This is a genomic window from Myxococcus sp. MISCRS1 (genome assembly GCF_026626605.1).
In the GTDB taxonomy this organism is placed as follows: domain Bacteria; phylum Myxococcota; class Myxococcia; order Myxococcales; family Myxococcaceae; genus Myxococcus; species Myxococcus fulvus.
This window is the reverse complement of record NZ_JAPNKB010000001.1, coordinates 4,750,353-4,770,221: the sequence shown is the minus strand read 5'-3', so window position 1 is coordinate 4,770,221 and position 19,869 is coordinate 4,750,353. Positions and strand designations below refer to the sequence as shown.

Genomic DNA, 19,869 nt, shown 5'->3' with positions numbered 1-19,869 from the left:
CCACATGCCTCTCAACCACTACGTGACGCTGGGCCGCTCGGGCCTGCGCGTGAGCCCGCTGTGCCTTGGTGCCATGACGTTCGGTGAAGACCTCGGCTGGGGGTCCAGCGTGGAGGAGTCCCAGCAAATCATCGACCGCTACATCGAGCTCGGCGGCAACTTCATCGACACGGCGAACTTCTACACGAAGAGCCACTCCGAGAAGATTCTCGGCGACCACGTCGGTCGCCACCCGGCCCGGCGGGACAGGCTGGTCCTCGCGACGAAGTTCAGCGGGAATCTGTACCCCGGGGACCCGAACGGCGGGGGCTCGGGCCGCAAGTCCATCATCGCGGCCGCCGAGAACTCGCTGCGCCGCCTGCAGACCGACTACATCGACCTCTACTGGCTGCACAACTGGGACATCCACACGCCGATTGAAGAGACGATGGCCGCGCTCGAGGACCTGGTGCGCGCCGGCAAGGTCCGCTACCTCGGCGTCTCCGACACGCCCGCGTGGAAGATTGCCCAGGCCAACGTGATGGCCCACTTCCGCGGCTGGTCCTCGTTCATCGGGCTGCAAATCGAATACTCCCTGCTCGAGCGCAGCGTGGAGCAGGAGCTGGTGCCCATGGCGCTGGAGCTCGGCCTGGGCATCACCCCCTGGTCGCCGCTCAAGAGCGGCGCGCTCAGCGGCAAGTACACCCGCGCGAACGCCGGCCAGCAGAAGGGTGACCGCGGCGCCTTCGTGGAGTCGTACCTGAACGAGAAGACCTACGCGCTCGTCGACGCGCTCGGCGTCATCGCCAAGGAGCAGGGGACCAGCATCGCGCGCGTGGCGCTGGCCTGGGTGCAGGCACAGCCGGGCGTGAGCTCGACCATCATCGGCGCCCGGCGCCTGTCCCAGCTCGAGGACAACGTGGGCGCCCTCGAGGTGAAGCTGAGCGCCGAGCAGCTCGGCCGGCTCGACGCGCTCAGCAAGCCGACCTTCGGCTTCCCCCAGAGCATGCAGCCCATCTTCCCCGCCATCCACAACGGCGGCACGACGGTGAACGGCGTCTTCATGGAGCCGTCCCCGTTCGGCGTGGTGAAGGGCGAGAAGCCCTACTGAGGCTGGAGCCTGGGCAACAGCGGCAGGGGCACCGAGGCCGTCGTCTGGGATTGCGCCGGAGGCACGAGCGTGGGCTCGGCCTCGGGCGGCTCGGCGGGCGTCATCGGCTGACAGCTCGCCGGCTGGGGGGACGCCTCCGCCTCGCTCGACGTCGTGGCCCTCGGGGCGCCGCGCTTCGCGGGCAGCGAGCACATGGACGCGGGCGTCGCCACCGTGGGCCGTGCCACGCGAGGCGGCGTCGCGTCACCGCGCGAGCGCGAGTCGCCTCGTGACTGCGAGTCGCTGCGCGTGTCCGCCCGGCCTTCACTCGTCGACGAGGAGGTGGCGGTCGCCACCGCGGACGGGGTCGGGCGCTTCGCCGCCTCGCCGAGCGCCGTCGCCAGGCGCCCATTGCTCTCGTGCATCTGGTCTCGCGCGCGGTCCAGGCTCGCCTGCGAGTGCGCGCGCTGCTGGTCCATGCTGTCCTGGAGCCGCTCGCGCTCCTTCAGCAGCTCCGCCTGGGCGGCCTCGCGCTGGGCATCCAGCTTCGCGCGGTACTGCTCCCGCTCCTGCTCCTGGTGGGCGCGCAGGCTGTCGCGCTCCTTGGAGACGTCGCTGAGCTGCGCCTCCAGCGCGCCCTTCTCCGCGGAGAGCATCCGCTCCGTGGTCACCATGCACGCCTCAAGCACCTTCTCGTCCGGCTCGCGCACGGGCAGGGGCTCACCCCGGTTCCACGCCACCATGGCGCTGCTCTGCCAGCGGTAGTCCGCGTGCATCACGCACTCCTGCACCAGCCGCGTGAGCCGATCCGCGGACCACTCGGGCTTCGGCCGCGAGCATGGGCCCACCTCCTCCCTGAACGTGGAGGGGAACGTGCGGGTCTGCTTCACCCAGCAACCGTCGCGCTGCTCCACCTTCACCGATGCGCACCCGCTCGCCGCCAGCACGAGCACCCACGTCGCCACTCGCCTCATGACGCCCCTCCTCCGTCCCACTCGCCGGCCCAGGCTCCGCGATTCGCCCCGGATGCACGGTAGGAACGTCACCAACACCTGCCCATGCGGCGCAGCCTTCGCGCACCAGACGCATGTCGTGCATCGGACGCCTGACGGCAGACAGCCGAGCTCGCGATGACCCATCCCCGTGTGCTGCCCAACGCTCTCACCTGAATCCGAGGGTGAGCAGCCGGACGAGAGCCCTGCGCCTTGCTCGTGCGCGCGAGATGCGGAGGCTCAGCGGAGCAGGGCGCGGGTGTGGTTCAGCAGCTCAGGGCCACCCGGAGCGCCATGGCCCGGGACGATGATGCGCGTGTCGGGATAGCGCGCCTGCACACGCTCGAGGCTCGCGGGCCACTCGGAGACCACCGCGTCCCCCAGGTTGCCCAGGTCCTTCGCCGCCGCGTCCTTCACGAAGCACCCACCGAACAACACCTGGCTGTCGCGGTGCACCACCACGATGTTGTCGGGCGCGTGGCCCGCACCAGGGAAGAACAACTCCAGCGGACCGAGCGTCGCGACCTCCGTGAAGGCGCGCGAGGGCACCGGCTTGCCGCGCTCCTTCGCGATTCTCACGGTGTCCTCCAGGCCGTGCACCGGGATGCCCCTGGCAACGAGCACGGGGATGCCCGCGGTCCGGTCGTCGTGGAAGTGCGTCGCCACGGCCGCGCGGACGGGCTTGCCCAGCGAGCTCGCGGCCCAGTCGACGAGCTGCTCGGCCTGCTGCTGGTTCCAGCCCGTGTCCACGAGCAGCGAGCCGTCCCCGTCCTCGACGATGAGCCCGTTGGCGGGAACGAAGCCGAAGTCCTCGTCCGAGAGCGTCGTGTGCATCCAGACCCCCGGAGCGATGCGCCGCACCGTGATGTCCTTCGCGAGCGTGTACTCACCTGCCCCTGTCGCCCGCGCCGCCTCCGTGGCGTTCGGACGCACGGGCGCCGAGGTGCAGGACTGCGTCAGCACGAGAAGGGGAACGAGGACGCGAAGCGGGCGTGAGGTCATGGGTTCAGTCTCGCGAGAGAGAGGAGCGGTGCACGCCTTGGCAACCTTCGGGCCAGCCCGTCGCCCGAGGCCGCGCGCGCTCGAGAACCACGGCTGCGTCCGAGCAGCCACGGCGGCGTGTCCACGGGACCGCGCTCGCGCCCGGGGACGTCAGTTCGACGCGTCGACGATGACGGTGCACTGGCCCGCGACCACCTGGGGGCGCTCGTCCACCCACTGCCAGACGCGCGTGTAGCGCAGCTGCGCGGCGAACCCGGTGCCCGCGGACTGGCCCGCGACGGAGGCCTGCACGACGACCACCGCGCCCGCGGAGAGGAACCGGATGACGGGGGGACCCAGCTCCAGCCGGGTGAGTCGCAGCGCGCCCGAGCCATGGCCCTCCAGGTCCGCATCCTTGTTGAAGACCTGTCCCAGGTGGTTGACGAAGACGAGGTCCTCGGAGAGGAGCTGGTCGAGCATGTCCACGTCGCTGGCGAGCATGGCCTGGCGCAGCGTCTCCTCCGCCGCCAGGATGTCTTCTTCCGTCATCATCCGCAGTGCGCTCCTGGCTGACCGACCGGGCAGTGTCGCCCGACACGTCGCGGGACTACCGACGCTCGACCTCCCACCAACCGAACCACAAAGTCCGCTCCTCGGCGAGCTGTACCCACCCGGGGGCATGCACATAGGCACGCGGCTCCAGCCCCGCGTCCGTGACGGCGCGCGAGGCCTCCTCGAAGGAATACAAGTGCAGCGTCACGGCGGGCCCCGCGGTCCGCACCTCGCGCGTGGGGGCCTCGTGTCCCTCGTGGCCGGGCCTGCGCTCCAGCGCGGTGAACAACAACCGCCCGCCCGGCGCCAGCATGTCCGCGATGTGCCGCAGCACGCGCCGCAGGTCGTCGCAGAAGTCCAGACAGCCCAACGCCAGCGCCACCTGGAAGCGCCCCCACTCCGCGGGGAACGGCTGGTAGTAATCATGCGCGTACCACTCGCCGGAGGGACGGGCCTGTCGGGCCAGCTCCAGCATCTGCGGCGACAGGTCCGTGCCCACCACGTGCACGGAGGGCTCCAGGCCCTTGGTGTGCAGCCCCGGCCCACAGCCCACGTCGAGCACCCTGCAGCCCGGGGACACCGCGTCCGTGAGGAACCGCTCGACGCGGTCCTCGTACCGGCCCAGCACGGGGAAGAGGGCCTCGTAGGCGGACGCAATCTCCCCGTAGATGGCCCGGACGGCCTCTTCCTGGGGACTACCGCGGGACATGGCGCTTCGCTCGCATGGGGACGGCCGTTCTACCGTGCCCCGAGTCCCAGGGCGCGCTGAACCTTCACGTGTGTCCACTGTCGAAGGACCACTCGGACGCAAAGTGTCTTCACTCGCGCACGCATCGCGCTCCAGGCGTGCGCGCACGCGTCCGCCGACAAGCGAGCACCCCGAGCCACGCATCGCCCGGGGTGCCGCGCTCCTTCAGCGCTCCACCTGCCGGAACACCGCCATCGAGCGCCCCTCCAGCTGGAACCTGCCTTGGGAGGGCACCTTCTCCGCGCCCCGCGCATCGTCCGCCGTGTACAGCTCCAGCTCCCACTTCTGTCCGTCCGTGAGGGCGGGCAGCGTGTAGGCCACCGGCTCGTGGTGGGCGTTGAGCAGCACCAGCAGCGCGTCGCCGATGATGCGCTGGCCGCGCTCGTCGGGCGTGGGGATGGCGTCGCCGCCGAGCAGGAACGCCAGCGAGCGCACGAAGGGCTTCTGCCAGTCCTCCTCGCTCATCTCCGAGCCGTCCGGACGGAACCACGCCAGGTCCTTGTGCTCGGAGTCCCACAGGTGCGCGCCCTTGAAGTAGCGGCGGCGCTGCAACACCGGCTGCCGGTGACGGAAGTGGATGAGCTTCTGCGTGAAGGCGAGCAGCTTCTTGCGCCGCTCGTCCAGCGACCAGTCCACCCACGACAGCTCGTTGTCCTGGCAGTAGGCGTTGTTGTTGCCCTGCTGCGTGCGCCCCATCTCGTCGCCCGCGACAATCATCGGCACGCCGGTGGACATGAACAGCGAGGCCAGGAGGTTTCGCTTCTGGCGCTCGCGCAGCGAGACGACGCCCGGGTCGTCCGTCTCACCCTCCACGCCGCAGTTCCAGGACTGGTTGTCGTCCGCGCCGTCGCGGTTGTGCTCGCCGTTGGCCTCGTTGTGCTTGTGGCTGTACGTCACCAGGTCGTGCAGCGTGAAGCCGTCGTGCGCGGTGACGAAGTTGATGCTCGCCTGCGGCTTGCGCCGCGCCTCCGCGTACAGGTCCGAGTTGCCCGTGAGCCGGTAGCCCACCTCGCCGGCGAGGTTCTCGTCGCCCTTCCAGTAGCGCCTCAGCGCGTCGCGGTACTTGCCGTTCCACTCGCGCCACGGCGCGGGGAAGCCGCCCACCTGGTAGCCGCCGAGCCCCACGTCCCACGGCTCCGCGATGAGCTTCACCCGGCTGAGCACCGGGTCCTGCTGGAGAATCTGGAACAGCGCCGCCCTCGGGTCGAAGCCGCCCTCGCCCGTGCGTCCCAGCACCGTGGCCAGGTCGAAGCGGAAGCCGTCCACGTGCATCTCGTCCACCCAGTAGCGCAGGCTGTCGACGATGAGCCGGGCGCCGTTCGGGTTGGACGCGTTGACGCTGTTGCCGCACCCGGTGAAGTCCAGGTAGTAGCGCGCGTCCGGCATCAGCCAGTAGTAGCTGGCGTTGTCGATGCCCTTGAGCGACAGCGTGGGCCCCAGGTGGTTGCCCTCGCACGTGTGGTTGTAGACCACGTCGAGGATGACCTCGAGCCCCGCGGCGTGCAGCGCGCGCACCATGGCCTTGAACTCGGCCACCGCGCTGCCCGGCGTCTTGCGGCTCGCGTAGTACTGCTCCGGCGCGAAGAAGCCGAGCGTGTTGTAGCCCCAGAAGTTGGACAGCTTCTTGTCGTCCAGGAACGAGTCGTCCGCGAAGGCGTGGATGGGGAGCAGCTCCACCGACGTGACGCCCAGCTTCTTCAAATGCTCGATGATGGGCGGTGAGGCCAGGCCCGCGTACGTGCCGCGCAGGTGCTCGGGCACCTCCGGGTGGCGCATGGTGAGGCCGCGCACGTGGGCCTCGTAGATGACCGTCTTGCGCCAGGGAATCTCCGGCCGGCGGTCATCGCCCCAGTCGAAGGAGTCGCTCACCACCACGCTCTTGGGCACGCCCGCCGCGCTGTCGCGCTCGTCGCGCGCCAGGTCCTGCTGCGCGTGGCCCAGCGGATAGCCGAAGACCGGCTGCTTCCAGTCCACCTCGCCGTACAGGGCCTTGGCGTACGGGTCCACCAGCAGCTTGTGCGGATTGCAGCGGTGGCCCTTGGTGGGCTCGTAGGGGCCGTGCACCCGCAGGCCGTAGAGCGTCCCGGGCTCCAGGCCGGGGACGTAGCCGTGGTGGACGAAGTCCGTCGCCTCCGGCAGCGTGAAACGTTCGATTTCGCGCGTCGGGTTCGCCGAATCGTAGAGGCAGACCTCGATGCGGGTCGCCGCCTGGGAGAAGACGGCGAAGTTGACTCCGGTGCCATCGAACGTGGCGCCGCGCGGCCAGGGCTTGCCCGGCCAGACCTCCCTGCTCATACAGGCTCTCGATTCCTCTCAAGGAAAATGCCCGCTGAATGTGGGATGGCCCTGGCGGACCGGCAAGCGTCAGGCCGCGGCGGCGTGGTCCAGCGAGCGCCATGTCCCCAGGGCCCAGTCCTCCTCCTCCGGGTCCGCGAAGCTCACCACGCACAGCGCCCGGTGGCGCCCGGAGCTGCACAGGGCCGTCAGCCGGCACTCGCCCGGCTCCATGTGCAGCGACGCGCGGCCGCTCACCCGCTCGCCCTGGTACTCCAGCTCCAGCGCGCGGCGCTCGGCCGTGGTGGTGGCGAAGTGCTCCTCCGCGTCGTCCTCGAGTGGCACGAATCGGACACTTCGCCGATGGTCCCGGGCCACCCACGTCCCGTCCTCCAGGTGCGCCTCCGCCAGCGAGCCGGGGATGCGGATCTCCCAGCCCGCCGGCAGCGCCACCTGCACCGCCCCGCGCCGGTAGCCGATGGACGGGCCGCGCGCCCCGTGGTGGTCCGCGTGGTGATGGACCGTCTCCGCCAGCGTGCCGCCCACGCCCAGGTAGCCGAGCACCTCGCGCCACTCGCGCCAGGGGTAGGCCAGCTCCGGGTCCTCGCGCCACGCCAGCTCCAGCGAGCGGGCCACGTCGCGCAACAGCCGCCGCTCCTCCTCGAGCAGCGGCGGGCGCCACACCACCTCCGTCCACAGCCGACACAAGGCGCGCCCCAGCCGCGCGTGCGCGCCGACGCCCTGTCGCCACCAGGGGAACACGTCCATGCCCACGCGCGGGTCCTCGTACACACGCCGCATCCAGCGCTCGTCGCGAGGCCCCAGCGGCGTGAGCAGCGCGCCGGGGTGCTCGAACATGTGGCCGAAGCGCAGGGACATGGAGAAGCCGGACTCACCCAGGCTGCGCATGCGCAGCACCTGGGCCACCGTCTCCTGCAGCCACGCCAGCATGTAGACCTCCACCGGCCCCGCGTCGCCCGTGTGGAAGTAGCCCGTGGGGTCTCCGACGTCCAACGTGTCGTCGGCCTGCACCCACTGGATGTCGAGCGCCTGGCCCAGGGCCTTGAGCGTGTCGCACAGGAACACGTGGTAGCCGGGGCCCACCGCGGAGGTCTCCGCGGAGATGACCACGCGCGAGCCGCTGGCCGCGAGGAACGAGACCTCGCCCGCGGCCGGATGCAGCCGCAGCCGCAGCTGCGGCGCGCCTCGGGGACCGGTGCCGAAGCGACTGCTCTCCAGCCACTCCGACACATTCATCTGGAACCAACGCTCGACCTGACCCAGCCACGTGCGCGCGTTCTCGGATGTCGGCGAGTGCGGTGCGTCCCCCCCACGCCAGCCGGCCAGCAGCAACTTCAAACTCATCACGCCTCTCTTGGGTTTGGGGCCCCCCGCGCATCGGGGACCGGGCATGTCTCCGCGCCTTGTCAGGAAAGCGCGTTTCACGCTGAACGTGCCACCGACCCGGTGTGCCGGCCGGCCCGTGCTCCACGTCGCGCGAAGGCCCGAGTGCGCGACGGAGCGCTGGCTCGCTCGGCTGCCGTGTGGACGGGCCAAGGCGAGGTGCCGGGTCTTCCGCGCCCCGGTGAGTGCGGGCGCGGAAGGTGAATGGTGATTCAGTTTTTCAAGAAGGGTGAAGCGTCAGTTCTGGCTGGTGGCGGCCGGGGCGTCCTTGCGGGCGTTGGCGGCGACCTTCTCGGCGATGCGGCTCCAGGCGGCGTGGGTGCGCACGGCCTCGAGCGAGGGCTCGGTGGTGAGGGACTGGGTGGCGGAGAAGCCCTCGTCGGCGGCGCGCTCCAGCCAGACGATGCACTCGTCGAGGCTGCCGGCGCGCGCGGCGATGACGCCCGCGTAATAGAGCCCGTCGGGGTGGCGGAAGCCGTCGTTCCACGCGCGGCGGTAGAGGAAGAGCGCGTCCTCGTAGCGGCCGTCCTCGAGCAGCTTGTCGGCCTCGGTGCCCAGGCGGCGCGCCTCGCTGGCGTCGGGCGGGACGGGACGCGGCACCGGCGGCGTCGGGTTCTGCGGGTCGTTGGTGTGCGTGGTGGCGCAGGCGGTGAGCTGGAGGAGGGCGAGGACCGCGAGGAGACGGCGCATGGCGTGAATACTCCGGGTTGCGAGGTTATCCGGAGAGGACGCTGCCAAGGCCGGGGCCACCATTCAAGCAGGCGCATGCTGCCCGCAGGCACTGGGGACATCACCTTGCGGGAAAGGAGGCCGTCATGAGCAAGAAGGACGTGTTGAAGATTCCGACCGAGAACCTCCCCACCATCCCCAAGCATGACGCTGGCGCCGAGGACGAGCCCAGGCGTCGTGCCCCCAAGACGCTGGACCCGAACACGGGGCCGGGTGGGACGCCGGGCGTGGATGACACCCCGCGCATCATCGAGCCGCAGACGACGCCCGGGCGCTATCCCGGCGTCAGCGTGAGCTGAGCGTCGACAGCGTGACGCGCGGCGAGCAGGCCCATGCCCGAGGCGGGGCGTGGGCCTGCTGTCGTTGCGCGGTCGTGACGGGGTGGGCGCGTCCCCGGGTCGGCCGGAAACACAGAGGCCCGCGCCGGTCGGGGCGCGGGCCTCCGGAGCTCCACTCGCCTTGGCGCCACGGTCAGCGCCTGGGCAGGGGGCTTTGCCTAGCGGCCGGACTCGGGCTCACGGGGCAGGGCGTCCGGAGCGTACGGGTCCTCGCGGTTGCTGGAGTCGGGCGCCGTCAGGTCGCCGTCGCCCGTGGTGCCGGGGTCCACGGCGGTGTCATCGGCGGGGTCCAGCGTGCCGGAGCCGCCGGTGCCCGGGTCCGTCGACGGGTCCATGCCCGTGGGCGGGCTCACCGGCGTGTCACCGGTGGAGGGCGGCGGGCTCATGGACGGGTCGTCCACGCCGGTGCCACCGGTGCCCGGGTCCAACGTGGGGTCCGTGGCGGGCGGCGGGCTCATCGTCGGGTCATCCATGCCCGTGCCGCCCGTGCCCGGGTCCTGGGTGGTGCCGGTCGGAGGCGTCGTCGTCGTGTCCGTGCCCGTCGTGGTGCCCGTGTCCGTCGTCGTGGGCGCCGTGGTGTCGTCGCGCTTGGCGCTCGAGTCGGACTTGCACGCGGTGCTGAACATGAGCGCGCCGGCGGCGAGCGAACCCAACACGACCTTCGTCTTCATGAACTTCTTCATGGTGGTTCCCCTCATTGGAAAGTTCTGGAGTGCTGCGGTGGTTGTGGCTGGCTGCTGCTGGCCGGGAACGTGAGCAGCCGGAACGCGGTGTGCAGGGAACGCTCCTCCGGCTGCCTGCTCTCCTGACGACGGCGGGGGCCCGACGTGGGGACGACTTGTCGGGGCGGGACTGTCATTTGTCACCCGCACGGGGAGGCGGCCGCCGTCTCGATACCGTCCCGAGGTGCGGGGTGGAGTGTTTGTGATTGACGCCTGTCCCAGGCGTCGCGCGTCTCGTGGTGGTGTCGAGACAGGGCGTTTCCGGAGGTCCTTCGAGCGCCGCTTCGCGCGGCTCAGCCGTCGCTGTTGGGGCCGGTGAGCCGGGGGGCGTCGTCTCCCCGATTCCCCTGGGCGCGGCGGTGCAGGGACTCGCGCCACCTGGGGGTGAGCAGGAGACAGTCGGCCAGGGCCGCGGCGTCCTCGGGCCGCTGCTCGTGCATGGCCTGGTTGGCGAAGGTGACGGTGAAGCGGGGGTGGGGACGCTCCACGAGCTCCAACACGTCTCCCGCGCGGACCTCGCCCTCCTGGAGGACGCGGAAGTACCAGCCGGTGCGGCCGGTGCGTTGGATCAGCAGCGCCAGCTCCTTGTGGCGCCAGCGCCGCGCGGGCTTCCAGCAGGGCTGTCTTGGCTGGGACACCTGCACCACGGCGGTGCCGACCTTCAGCACGTCGCCGATGCAGACGCTCTCCTCCGCGCCGCCGGAGACGACCCAGTTCTCGCCGAAGGCGCCCGGGCCCAGGTCCTCGCGGCCGAGCTGCTCGCGCCAGAAGGCATGGTGTGACGCGGCGTAGGCGAGCACGGCCTTCTCGGGGCCTCCGTGCACGCGCAGGTCCGCCTGGCCGTCACCGGTGAGCCCCGTGCGGGTGAGCCACACGGGCCCCGTCACGGGCTGCTTGTGGATGCCGCTGGTCCACGGCCGCTCCATCGGGTCGGCGGCGCCGGGCGTGCCGAGCTCGCGGGGCATGCCGATGTGGAGCGAGAGGATGCGGGGCGTCTGGGTCTGCATCGGCTTCGCGACAAAGCAGGCGCGCGGGGGGCTGTCCAGCGTCGAGCCTGTGCCTCGGCCACGCGACGGGAGCGGAGGACGTCTCCAGCGAGTCGCCCTCCGCTCCCTCAGGTCGCGCTCAGGCGCGAGCGGACGTCAGTACGTGCCGCCGTCCAGCACCGAGCCACCCGCGGGCGGCGTGAAGGTGCCGGAGGCGTTGTCGTCCGCGGGGCCCGGCACCGTGGTGGGGCCCGAGCCGCCCATGCCCGCGTCGCCGTCGAACGTGGGCAGGCTGCCGGGCGCCGTGGTCGTGCTGCCCGGAGCCGTCGTGGTGTCACCCGGCATCGTCGTGGTGCTGCCCGGGTTCGTGTCCGGCGTGCTCGGCACCGTGCCCGGCGTCGACTGCGTCGGGTCCTGCGTCATCGGGTCCGTCGTGGTGGGGCTGGGCGTCGTCGTCGTCGTGCCCGAGCCGCCCGTCGCGGGCTCACTCGTCGTGGTGCTGGGGTCCGCCTGGGCCACCATCACCGGCGCTTCCGTCGCGCTGCAAGCCGTGCCCAGCGCCAGGGTCCCCGCCATGGCACCCGCCCACATCCACCGCCTCATGTGCTTCACCATTGCCGCCTCCGTTCGTGGGTATGTGTTGCTTCAGCTCAAGGCGTCGCGTGCTCGGGCCCCGTGCCCCCCGCCGCCGCCCTCTCCTTCACCTCCGAGTCCAACCGCGCTCGCCGCTTGCGGTGCCCCCGCGCCGTCAGGACCAACAGCAGCGCGGGGAACGCCACCAGCATGACCAGTAGATTGGTGGCGAATCCCAGACTGGCCAGTGCCCCCACCGAGTTCAGGCCTGGATGCCTGGCCAGGAAGAGCGCGCCGAACCCCATGGCGCTCGTCAGCAGGCCGCCCGCGATGGCACGCCCCGTCTCCGAGTACACCGCCACGAAGTCGCTGCCCGGCGACGCCAGCCGTGTCAGCAGATGCACGCCCGCGTCCACCGTGGTCCCGATGAGCACGGGGATGATGAGGATGTTCAGATAGTTGAACTCCAACCCCACCACCGGCATCAGGCCAATCAAGGCCAGCAAGGAGACCACCGTGGGCAGCAGGCACAGCACCGCCATGCGCAGCCCTCCCAGGGTCATCCACATGGCGAGCAGCACCGCCAGCGTCGCGCCCCCGAGGATGAGCGGCGCCTCGTGCGTCACCATGTCCAGGATGTCCGCCATCACCATGGACTCGCCCGCCGCGGCCACGCGTCCGCCTCCCGGGGGCGTGACGCCGCGAACCTCGCGCGCCAGCGCTCGCACGGCCTGGCCGTCCGACTGGTTCACCGCCGGGTACACCAGCACGAAGCCGCCCGTCGTCCCCTCGCGTCCGGTGAACTGCTGCCGCACGCTCGCCGGCAGGTCCGCGAGCGTGAAGGGCGGCGCCTGGGTCTGCCGACGCAGCTGCGCCACCTGCACGCGCTGCTCCGCGGACAGCCGCTCCTCCGGGACGTTCTCGAGCAGCGCGTGGATGTCGCGCAGCACCACCTGCTTTCTCGGCTGGTCCCGGGGCACCAGCGAGGACAGCGAGGCGACGAAGTCGATGGTGGAGTCCTTGCCCCGCTCCCGCTGACGCCGGGCGAGCGCGGACGCCATCGCGTGCTCCTCCTGCTCGTCCCGCGTGAGCACCACCACGGGCGTCTGTGAGTAGCCGATGATGTCGTTGACCTGTCGGTCCAGGACGAACGACGGCAGGTCCTGGTCCTCGAGCGTCCCGAAGTCGTAGTCGAAGCGCACCCGAGGCACCTGGGAGAAGAGCCCCACCAGCACCACCGCGGAGATGGCGGTGATGGCCCCGCGGTGGCGCACCAGCACCCGGCCCATCGAGGACTCGCGCGGCGCGACGCGCGCGTGTCGCGGCCGCCAGCCCAGGCGCGCCGTCAGCCCCAGCAGCGCCGGCAGCACCAGCACGTACGCCGCGACGAGCACCAGCATGCCGATGCCGGCGATGACGCCGAACTCGCGGAACGCCCGGAAGCGGGACGTGCCCAGCACGAAGAAGGTGAGCGCCGCCACCAGCGCGGACACCAGCGCCGCGCCGCCCGTGTGCGTGAAGGACTCGCGCGTGGCCCGCTCGGAGTCCTCTCCCTGCGTGCGCAGCTGGAGATAGCGGCCCAGCAGGTGGATGCCGTGCTCGACGCCCAGGCCCCCGAGGATGGCGCCGAGGAAGCCCGTCAACAGATTCACCTGGCCGTACAGGAGCGCGACCAGCCCGTACGTCCACGCGAGCCCCGCGCCCACCGGCGTCAGCACCAGCCCCACCGCCACGGGGCTCCGGAAGTGGAAGAGCAGGTAGAGCAGCATCAGCGCCGTGGCCACGGCGGACGACACGGCGATGTCGCGGACAATCTGCTGCTGCTGGTCCAGCTTCTTCTGGAAGGTGCCGGTGATGTCCACCCGGAAGCCGGGGCCGTACTTCGACAGGTCCTGCGCGTCGATGAGCCCGCGCACCTCGTCGACGATTCGCCGCGAGTAGGCCAGGTCCGCGGACGTGGTCTCCGGCTTGGCCAGCACGACGACGCGCCCGGCCTTGGCGTCCAGGTAGTAGTCGTCCTTGGCGCCCGACAGCTTCTGTCCGGCCGCGCCGCCGTACTTCGCCTCCAGGTCGGAGAAGTCGAGCGACGGCTCCGGCTCGTCCACCAGCGGCACGTAGAGCGGATTGGCCCGCTGCCGCTCCCACGCCAGCCGCGCCTCGAGCCGACGGTGGACCTCCTTCAGGTCCTCCTCCGACAGGAAGTAGAGCGCCCTGTCGCGGAAGAAGGCCCCCGTGCGCTCCTTCTCCACGAAGCGGATGCCCGGCAGCTTCTCCAACTGGGGCGCCAGGTCATCGGCGAAGCGGCGCAGCGACTCGGCGTCGCCTCCCTCGCCCACCACCGCCACCCAGCCGAGCGCGCCGAAGCGCGACTCCAGCTCCCCCAAATCTTGGACGCTCTCGAAGGAGCGGGGAAGCAGGTCCACCAGGTTGGCGTTGAGGCGGAGCTTGAGCGACAGCACTCCTCCCACCGCCGCGAGCAGCACCGCCAGGCCCAGCGCGAGCACCGGCCGCCGGTGGCTGCGCGCGGCCAGGGCGCCGAGCCCCCGCTCCACGCGCTGCATCCAACGGCGCTCTCCCTGCGTCGATGTGGTCGGCTCCGAGTCCATCCGTCGCGCGGGCGTCCCAGCCTCCCACCCCCGGAGAAGTCCGACGGCGTGGAAGGTGGCACGGCTTCCCCTCCCTCGGGTGTCCGCGAGAGCGGCCCCATGTGGGCGGGAACCTGGGGACGCGGCGCGGGGTGTGCAGTCCGCGCCGCTCGGCCGTCTGCCCTCCAGGAGGCCTTCGGGCCCGGTGCGCGCGGTCCAGATGCGCGACGCAGGGCCGTGGGCGTCACGAGCCCGCAGGCGGCCGTGCGGACAGTCGAGCGGGGGACGTGGGGGCCTGTTACAGAGGGAAAGTCATTCGGGGCCTTACATTCCGGCTTACGGCATAAACGCGTTGACTCCCCGGTTGGCGCATGCCCAAGGTGGGCCGCGGGTCGGCCCGAAAACAACACAGCAGGTGTCGCAACATGGGTGAGAAGCGTTGGTCGGAGCGGTTCGAGGGGGCGATGGGCCAACTCGCCGCGCGAAGCCATCGGCGTCCGATGCATGCGGTGGTGGTGGCGGTGGTGCTGACGCTCCTGGGCGCGTACTTCGCCAGGAACCTGACCCTCAGCGCGGACTTCGTGGGCCTGCTGCCCAAGTCGTTCCCGAGCGTCCAGGACATCGAGAAGATGCGCAAGCGCTTCGGTGGCCAGGGCAACGTGGTGGTGGTGGGGATGGGGGCGGAGCCCGAGGCGCTCAAGCGCTTCGTGGATGACCTGTCGCCGAAGCTCGCGCAGCTGTCGGAGATCCGCTACGTCAACTCGCAGCGGCCCAGCGAGTTCTTCAACGAGCACGCGCTGTATTACGTCGACCTGGAGGACCTGAAGACGATTCAGGGCCGCATCGACGCGCGCATCGCGTGGGAGAAGGAGCAGGCCAACCCGCTCTTCGTCCGGCTGGACGAGGAGCCCGCGCCGTCGGTGGACTTCTCCGACATCGAGCAGAAGTACACGGGCCGCGCCAACCAGCGCCTGTCGGGCCAGGGGGACCTGTACTACCTGGACACGACGGAGCGGATGGTGGTGCTGATGGCGAAGCCCAAGGGCAGCGCCGCGGACCTGAACTACTCGAAGAAGGTCGTCACGCAGGTGGAGGAGTTCCTGGCGACGCAGGACCTGTCGAAGTACGGGCCGGGCTTCAAGACGGCGGTGACGGGGACCTTCAAGAAGAAGATCGACCAGCAGCGCGTCATCGTGAGCGACCTGGCCCGGGCGTCCACGCTGGCCATGGTGTTGCTGGTGGTCTACCTGGTGTTCCACTTCCGCAGCGCGCTGTCGGTGGTGCTCACCATGGTGCCGGTGATGGCGGGCCTGGGGTGGACGTACGGCTTCGTGGGCCTGGCGTACGGGCAGGTGAATCTGCTGACGGGCTTTCTGGCGGCGGTGCTCGGCGGCCTGGGCGTGGAGCACGGCATCCATCTGCTGGGGAGATACGGGACGTTGCGCTCGGAGGGGATGACCTCCGAGGCGGCGGTGCAGGAGTCCTTCCGGCACACAGGCTTCTCCGCGCTCATCGCGGCGCTGGTGGCGGCGCTGACGTTCCTGAGCCTGGCGATGTCGGAGTTCAGGGCGTTTCGCGAGTTCGGCATCATCGCGGCGGTGGGCATGCTGGTGAGCATCTTCGCGTACGTGCTCATCCTGCCGGCGCTGCTGGGGATGGCGTCGCGCTTCGGGTGGGCGCCGCGCACGCAGGAGGAGGGGGCGGGGCCCATGGCGCTCCTGGGGCGCTGGCTGCCGCGCTCCTACCGTGGGGTGGCGGTGGTGATTGGGGTGGGCGTGGTGGTGCTCATCTCGCAGGCGTACCGCATCTCGTTCAACTACGACTCGCGCACGTTGGAGGACTACAAGCAGGCGTCGGCGGTGCTGGACCAGAAGGTGAACAACATCCTGGGCTACTCGCAGACGCCGGTGGTGGTGCTGACGGACTCGCAGGACATGGAGCGCGAGGTGGTGCGGCAGCTCGAGGCGCGCAAGGCGGCCCGGGGCAAGGAGTCCACCATCGACTTCGTGGGGGCGCTGGAGGACCTGGTGCCCCGGCAGCAGCCGGAGAAGCAGGCGGTGCTGGAGGCCATCCGGACGCGGCTGGAGAAGCTGGACCCGGAGCGGCTGCCGGAGGACACGCGGGTGGCGCTGGCGCGGGCGTTGAACATGTCGAAGGCGAAGCCCTTCACGCAGGCGGAGCTGCCGGCGAGCGTGCGTCACCAGTTCGAGAGCCTGGATGGGAGCACGGGCGGCGTGGTGCTGGTGTACGCGGGCGGCGGGGTGAGCCTGTCGGACGGTGAGGGGACGCGGCGCTTCTCCAAGGAGGTGCGCGGGCTGCAGATGCCGGACGGCAGTCAGGTGTCGGCGGCGGGTGAGGCGCTCATCCTGGCGGACATCCTGGACATGGTGTCGCGCGAGGGGCCGCGCATCCTGGCGGCGGCGGTGTTGAGCGTGCTGGCGGCGATGTGGCTGACGCTGGGGAAGCTGCGCACGGCGCTCATCTGCATGGTGCCCACGCTCTTGTCGGTGGCGGGGCTGGTGGGGCTGATGGCGCTCTTGGATTTGCAGTTCAACTACCTGAACATCATGGTGCTGCCGGTGCTGGTGGGGACCACGGTGGACGCGGGCGTGCACCTGGTGCAGCGGTTGGGTGAGCCGGGGGCGGACTTCATCTCCGTGTACGCGGAGACGGGGCGGGCGATTACCGGCGGCCTGCTGACGAGCGCGATTGGCTTCGTGGCGCTGGTGTTGGCGAAGCACCCGGGGTTGAACTCGATTGGTGACCTGGCGAATCTGGGGTTCGGGTTGAACCTGGTGATTGTGCTGTTGGGGTTCCCGTCGCTGTTGCTGCTGGTGGAGCGCTGGCGGCGCAAGCACGGCGCGACGGCGGAGGAGCCGGCGCCGGGGGCGTAGCTCAGGAGGGCAGCGTGATGATGCGAGGCGAGGCGCTCGGGTGGTTCGCGGCGGTGTCGATGGCGGTGGCCCTGGTGGGGTGTTCCCACGGGGGCCAGCGTGAGGAGAAGAAGGGCGACACGCGCTGTGAGGAGTCGCGGAATCTCTCGTGCATCACGGGCACGGAGTGTTCCATGGACCGCGACCGGGGCTGTGAGGTGTGCCGCTGCTCGCCCGCGGATGCGCTGACGCCCACGGACAAGCGCAGGCCCACGGCGATGGAGCCGGAGCGGCGCTGGTAGTGGCTACGCGAGGTGGGCGACCTGGATGTCCAGGCGCTTCACCTTCTGCTCCTCCAGGAGCGCGTGCAGCTTCGGGGACATGAGCAGGAGCGGGTGAGGACGCAGGACTCCGCTACGCATGCCCACGTGCTGACGGGTGCAGGTCAGGTCGCTGCCGTCGTGGTCTCCGCGTCGGAGGGACAGCTCGGAGAGGATGTTCAGGCCGACGATGTGTCCCCTGGGGCAACGTTGCGCGTTGTCCTCGTCGAGGTCGAATGGGTCATTGCCCGTGCGAGTCGCAGGCAGGAGGTCCAGGGGATGGGCTGTCACGACGAGCTGGTGCCACTCCTTCACGGGTTCGGCTTTCGGGCCTGCGCGCCGGATGGGGCGGAAGTCCGCGCCTGTGATTCCATGCGCTCGCCAGAGGTCCGCGAGCCGAGCGGAGATGACCCACTCGTGGGCGAGGGTTCGCGCGAGGTCCGCGCGCTGGGGAATCCGGCGCGGGTCGAGGTGCAGGTCCGTGACCTGTCTGGCGCCTGCTCCGCAGAGCGCGCAGGCGGTGGACTCGTCGTAGTGAGTGCCGCACTCCTCACCGGAGGGCTCGAAGACCGCATCCAGGCGCAGCTCGAGCAACTCGGCGGACTTCAGCTCCTTGGGCGTGTAGTGGCGCAGGAGGCGCCAGCCCGAGAAGAACAACTTGCCCTGCTGTCGCAGGGCGCGGTCGAGTTCACGGATGCGTGGAATGCGCTCATCATCCGTGGGGAGTGTCAGCTTGCGCACCGTGCCACTCGGCAGCACGACACCCTCATCACCGCGGAAGAGTCGCGATGCTTCGGCTTCCTCGACACGGAGCTCGATGGTTTCGCGCATGAGCTAGGGCTGCAGTCCGATGAGCTGGGGAATGGGATGCTGGGAGTAGACCTGGACCAGGAGGAGCTGGAGCTTGTCCGGAGCAGGTCGCTCCTGACCATAGGCCCAGCGCTCGCGAAAGGCCTGGGTGATGGCTTTGTGGTACGCGGTCGGCAGTCGGTAGGTCGCACCTGATTTGGCGCCGCCCAGATACAGCGGGACCAGATGGTGCTCCTGGAATCCGGCGCTATTCGGATAGCGGGCCTGGGCTTCCTTGAGCCGCTGGGCATAGAGCTGTCGTGCCTGCTGGACGACTTGAAGGTTCGCCAGCCGATGCGCCTGGAGCTGACTCTGTTGCGGTGTCAGCGTCGGGGTGAGCAGAGGAGGGCGTCGCCACGGGCGTGCTCCGGGCCCTCGCCGAAGCGGCGGTCTCATACCCGCGCTCTCGCACGCAGTATCGGTTCGTGAGGCGCAGTACGCTTCCGGCTGCTCGAATTCGGCCCGGCCTGTGCCATCGGCTGCTTCGTCGGGCAGGAATGCCCCCGCAGTGTCTTCGTCCGTCGTGACGTGGATGCTCCCCCAGTCACGAAGATTGACGGTGGTGGCTCCGCAGCCCGCCTGAAGCAAGACCAGGACGTAACACCACAGGCTCAGGTGCCAGGCAGGTCGAGCACTCATTCGCCCTTCATAGCGCTTCCGGATCGTCTCGGGCTGCCCTGTTCAGCGCCGCGCACCCGGCTCGAAGCGCAGTGGCAGGCGCTTGGGGCCGTGGACGTGGAACGCCTCGCGGGGCTCCCACGGCGCGTCGCTCGCGAGCCTGAAGTCGCCCAGCATCTCCAGCAGGTCCGTGAGCGCCACCCTCGCCTCCATCCGCGAGAGCGCCGCGCCCAGGCAGAAGTGGATGCCGTGCCCGAAGGCAAGGTGCGCATTCGGCTCCCTCCCGATGTCGAACCGCTCCGGCTCCTCGAAGTGGCCCGGGTCCCGGTTCGCCGAGCCAATCATCGGCAACACGAACTTCCCCGCCGGAATCACCCGTCCGTTCAACTCCACCGCCCGCTTCGTCGACCGATACATCGACTGCACCGGCGAACGGAATCGCAGCACCTCCTCGATGGCCGAGCCCAACAGCTCCGGCCGCTCCCGCAGCCGCGCCAACTGGTCCGGATGCTCCAGCAAGCACAGGAGCGCGTTGTCGATGAGGTCCATCGTCGACTCCGTCCCCGCCACCAGCAAGAGCTCGAAGAAGGCGATGAACTCCCGCTCGTCCAGCCGCTCTCCATCCACCTCCGCCTCCACCAGCCGCGTCAGCAGGTCATCCTTCGGCGCCCTCCGCCGCTCCTCCAGGATGACCGGGAGATACGCCCGCATCTCGTCGCGCATCGCCACGTACCGCGCTCGCGCCCGCTCCGCCTCCTCTCCCTCGGAGATGGTGTGGCTGAGGTTCAGCATGATGTCCCGCCACCCGAGGAGCCGGGCCCGGCCCTCCACGGGAATCCCAATCATCTCCGCGATGACCATCGTCGGCAGCTGACTCGAATACTCCGCCACCACGTCCATCTCCCCCCGCCCCACCAGCGGCGCCAGCAACCCACGCGACAGCTCCCGCACATGCGGCTCCAGGTTCGCGATGGAGCGCGGCGTGAAGGCCTGCATGATGATGCCGCGCAGCTTTGTGTGCTGGGGCGGGTCCTTGAACAACAGCCAGTCCGGCGTCCTCCCTCCCGGCCTGGTGACGACGGAGCTGAACACCGCATGGTCCTGCAGCGCCCGCTTCACGCTGTCGTAGTCGAACAGGAACCACAGGTCCGCTCGCGGCTCATGCAACAGCGGCGAGCGCTCACGCAACCGTGCGTACAGCGCGAAGGGACTCCGACGCGTGTCATCGGTGAACAGGTCCAACATGTCGAGCGGTC

18 protein-coding genes are annotated in these 19,869 nt (G+C 70.3%); 4 read left to right on the top strand and 14 right to left on the bottom strand.

What is annotated here, in order from left to right; all coding sequences use genetic code 11:
• Nucleotides 1-4 precede the first annotated feature (4 nt).
• A complete protein-coding gene (locus tag OWM54_RS18630; RefSeq protein WP_223782262.1) occupies nt 5-1,090 on the top strand; it encodes an aldo/keto reductase in 1,086 nt (361 codons plus the stop codon).
• Here the strand turns inward: OWM54_RS18630 and OWM54_RS18625 are convergent.
• From OWM54_RS18625 to OWM54_RS18595, 7 genes are all read right to left on the bottom strand, one after another.
• The gene (locus tag OWM54_RS18625) at nt 1,084-2,043 is read right to left on the bottom strand and encodes a hypothetical protein (protein WP_267698365.1); all 960 of its coding nucleotides are present in this window, start codon (nt 2,041-2,043) and stop codon (nt 1,084-1,086) included. The genes OWM54_RS18630 and OWM54_RS18625 overlap by 7 nt on opposite strands.
• A gap of 258 nt (nt 2,044-2,301) precedes the next feature.
• Nucleotides 2,302-3,063, bottom strand: a complete 762-nt coding sequence (gene bla, locus OWM54_RS18620; protein ID WP_267698364.1) for a subclass B1 metallo-beta-lactamase — start codon at nt 3,061-3,063, stop codon at nt 2,302-2,304.
• A gap of 150 nt (nt 3,064-3,213) precedes the next feature.
• Nucleotides 3,214-3,594, bottom strand: coding sequence for a nuclear transport factor 2 family protein (locus OWM54_RS18615; RefSeq protein WP_267698363.1), 381 nt, complete (start codon nt 3,592-3,594; stop codon nt 3,214-3,216).
• Between the two features lie 55 nt (nt 3,595-3,649).
• Entirely contained in the window at nt 3,650-4,303 is a 654-nt protein-coding gene (locus OWM54_RS18610) for a class I SAM-dependent DNA methyltransferase (protein ID WP_223749761.1), read from the bottom strand.
• A 204-nt stretch (nt 4,304-4,507) separates the two neighbouring features.
• The gene (glgX, locus tag OWM54_RS18605; RefSeq protein ID WP_267698362.1) at nt 4,508-6,637 is read right to left on the bottom strand and encodes a glycogen debranching protein GlgX; all 2,130 of its coding nucleotides are present in this window, start codon (nt 6,635-6,637) and stop codon (nt 4,508-4,510) included.
• A 69-nt stretch (nt 6,638-6,706) separates the two neighbouring features.
• Nucleotides 6,707-7,981: a hypothetical protein gene (locus OWM54_RS18600; protein ID WP_223749763.1), complete on the bottom strand. Its 1,275-nt coding sequence runs from the start codon at nt 7,979-7,981 to the stop codon at nt 6,707-6,709.
• A gap of 276 nt (nt 7,982-8,257) precedes the next feature.
• Entirely contained in the window at nt 8,258-8,710 is a 453-nt protein-coding gene (locus tag OWM54_RS18595; protein ID WP_267698361.1) for a hypothetical protein, read from the bottom strand.
• A 125-nt stretch (nt 8,711-8,835) separates the two neighbouring features.
• Between OWM54_RS18595 and OWM54_RS18590 the strand changes: the two genes are divergently transcribed.
• A complete protein-coding gene (locus tag OWM54_RS18590; protein WP_141324659.1) occupies nt 8,836-9,048 on the top strand; it encodes a hypothetical protein in 213 nt (70 codons plus the stop codon).
• 197 nt (nt 9,049-9,245) lie between these two features.
• On the opposite strand, the gene OWM54_RS18585 is transcribed toward OWM54_RS18590, so the two are convergent.
• The 4 genes from OWM54_RS18585 to OWM54_RS18570 all read right to left on the bottom strand — a co-directional run bounded on the left by OWM54_RS18585 (nt 9,246) and on the right by OWM54_RS18570 (nt 13,929).
• Nucleotides 9,246-9,770, bottom strand: coding sequence for a hypothetical protein (locus OWM54_RS18585; RefSeq protein ID WP_223749765.1), 525 nt, complete (start codon nt 9,768-9,770; stop codon nt 9,246-9,248).
• 332 nt (nt 9,771-10,102) lie between these two features.
• Nucleotides 10,103-10,816 carry an MOSC domain-containing protein gene (locus OWM54_RS18580; RefSeq protein WP_223749766.1) on the bottom strand — a complete coding sequence of 238 codons (714 nt, stop codon included), beginning with the start codon at nt 10,814-10,816 and terminating at the stop codon, nt 10,103-10,105.
• Nucleotides 10,817-10,951: 135 nt separating this feature from the next.
• Nucleotides 10,952-11,371, bottom strand: coding sequence for an Erp protein (locus tag OWM54_RS18575; protein ID WP_223749767.1), 420 nt, complete (start codon nt 11,369-11,371; stop codon nt 10,952-10,954).
• A gap of 74 nt (nt 11,372-11,445) precedes the next feature.
• Complete coding sequence (locus tag OWM54_RS18570; protein WP_267698360.1) at nt 11,446-13,929, bottom strand: efflux RND transporter permease subunit; 2,484 nt, start codon at nt 13,927-13,929, stop codon at nt 11,446-11,448.
• Between the two features lie 449 nt (nt 13,930-14,378).
• On the opposite strand from OWM54_RS18570, the gene OWM54_RS18565 reads away from it, so the two are divergent.
• Together OWM54_RS18565 and OWM54_RS18560 are read left to right on the top strand one after the other, a co-directional pair.
• A complete protein-coding gene (locus OWM54_RS18565; protein WP_267698359.1) occupies nt 14,379-16,847 on the top strand; it encodes an efflux RND transporter permease subunit in 2,469 nt (822 codons plus the stop codon).
• 17 nt (nt 16,848-16,864) lie between these two features.
• Nucleotides 16,865-17,128, top strand: a complete 264-nt coding sequence (locus OWM54_RS18560) for a hypothetical protein (RefSeq protein WP_223749770.1) — start codon at nt 16,865-16,867, stop codon at nt 17,126-17,128.
• 3 nt (nt 17,129-17,131) lie between these two features.
• Here the strand turns inward: OWM54_RS18560 and OWM54_RS18555 are convergent, their stop codons facing one another.
• From OWM54_RS18555 to OWM54_RS18545, 3 genes are all read right to left on the bottom strand, one after another.
• Nucleotides 17,132-17,905 carry a hypothetical protein gene (locus OWM54_RS18555; protein ID WP_223749771.1) on the bottom strand — a complete coding sequence of 258 codons (774 nt, stop codon included), beginning with the start codon at nt 17,903-17,905 and terminating at the stop codon, nt 17,132-17,134.
• Nucleotides 17,906-17,980: 75 nt separating this feature from the next.
• Nucleotides 17,981-18,391, bottom strand: coding sequence for a hypothetical protein (locus OWM54_RS18550; protein ID WP_267698358.1), 411 nt, complete (start codon nt 18,389-18,391; stop codon nt 17,981-17,983).
• Between the two features lie 285 nt (nt 18,392-18,676).
• Nucleotides 18,677-19,858 carry a cytochrome P450 gene (locus OWM54_RS18545; RefSeq protein WP_267698357.1) on the bottom strand — a complete coding sequence of 394 codons (1,182 nt, stop codon included), beginning with the start codon at nt 19,856-19,858 and terminating at the stop codon, nt 18,677-18,679.
• Between the last annotated feature and the right edge of the window lie 11 nt (nt 19,859-19,869).

Excerpts from the sequence above, each read along its gene's own strand:
- OWM54_RS18630 (WP_223782262.1), top strand. The coding sequence starts at position 5 with ATGCCTCTCAACCACTACGTGACGCTGGGCCGCTCGGGCCTGCGCGTG.
- OWM54_RS18625 (WP_267698365.1), bottom strand. The coding sequence starts at position 2,043 with ATGAGGCGAGTGGCGACGTGGGTGCTCGTGCTGGCGGCGAGCGGGTGC.
- bla (WP_267698364.1), bottom strand. The coding sequence starts at position 3,063 with ATGACCTCACGCCCGCTTCGCGTCCTCGTTCCCCTTCTCGTGCTGACG.
- OWM54_RS18615 (WP_267698363.1), bottom strand. The coding sequence starts at position 3,594 with ATGATGACGGAAGAAGACATCCTGGCGGCGGAGGAGACGCTGCGCCAG.
- OWM54_RS18610 (WP_223749761.1), bottom strand. The coding sequence starts at position 4,303 with ATGTCCCGCGGTAGTCCCCAGGAAGAGGCCGTCCGGGCCATCTACGGG.
- glgX (WP_267698362.1), bottom strand. The coding sequence starts at position 6,637 with ATGAGCAGGGAGGTCTGGCCGGGCAAGCCCTGGCCGCGCGGCGCCACG.
- OWM54_RS18600 (WP_223749763.1), bottom strand. The coding sequence starts at position 7,981 with ATGAGTTTGAAGTTGCTGCTGGCCGGCTGGCGTGGGGGGGACGCACCG.
- OWM54_RS18595 (WP_267698361.1), bottom strand. The coding sequence starts at position 8,710 with ATGCGCCGTCTCCTCGCGGTCCTCGCCCTCCTCCAGCTCACCGCCTGC.
- OWM54_RS18590 (WP_141324659.1), top strand. The coding sequence starts at position 8,836 with ATGAGCAAGAAGGACGTGTTGAAGATTCCGACCGAGAACCTCCCCACC.
- OWM54_RS18585 (WP_223749765.1), bottom strand. The coding sequence starts at position 9,770 with ATGAAGAAGTTCATGAAGACGAAGGTCGTGTTGGGTTCGCTCGCCGCC.
- OWM54_RS18580 (WP_223749766.1), bottom strand. The coding sequence starts at position 10,816 with ATGCAGACCCAGACGCCCCGCATCCTCTCGCTCCACATCGGCATGCCC.
- OWM54_RS18575 (WP_223749767.1), bottom strand. The coding sequence starts at position 11,371 with ATGGCGGGGACCCTGGCGCTGGGCACGGCTTGCAGCGCGACGGAAGCG.
- OWM54_RS18570 (WP_267698360.1), bottom strand. The coding sequence starts at position 13,929 with ATGCAGCGCGTGGAGCGGGGGCTCGGCGCCCTGGCCGCGCGCAGCCAC.
- OWM54_RS18565 (WP_267698359.1), top strand. The coding sequence starts at position 14,379 with ATGGGTGAGAAGCGTTGGTCGGAGCGGTTCGAGGGGGCGATGGGCCAA.
- OWM54_RS18560 (WP_223749770.1), top strand. The coding sequence starts at position 16,865 with ATGATGCGAGGCGAGGCGCTCGGGTGGTTCGCGGCGGTGTCGATGGCG.
- OWM54_RS18550 (WP_267698358.1), bottom strand. The coding sequence starts at position 18,391 with ATGAGACCGCCGCTTCGGCGAGGGCCCGGAGCACGCCCGTGGCGACGC.
- OWM54_RS18545 (WP_267698357.1), bottom strand. The coding sequence starts at position 19,858 with ATGTTGGACCTGTTCACCGATGACACGCGTCGGAGTCCCTTCGCGCTG.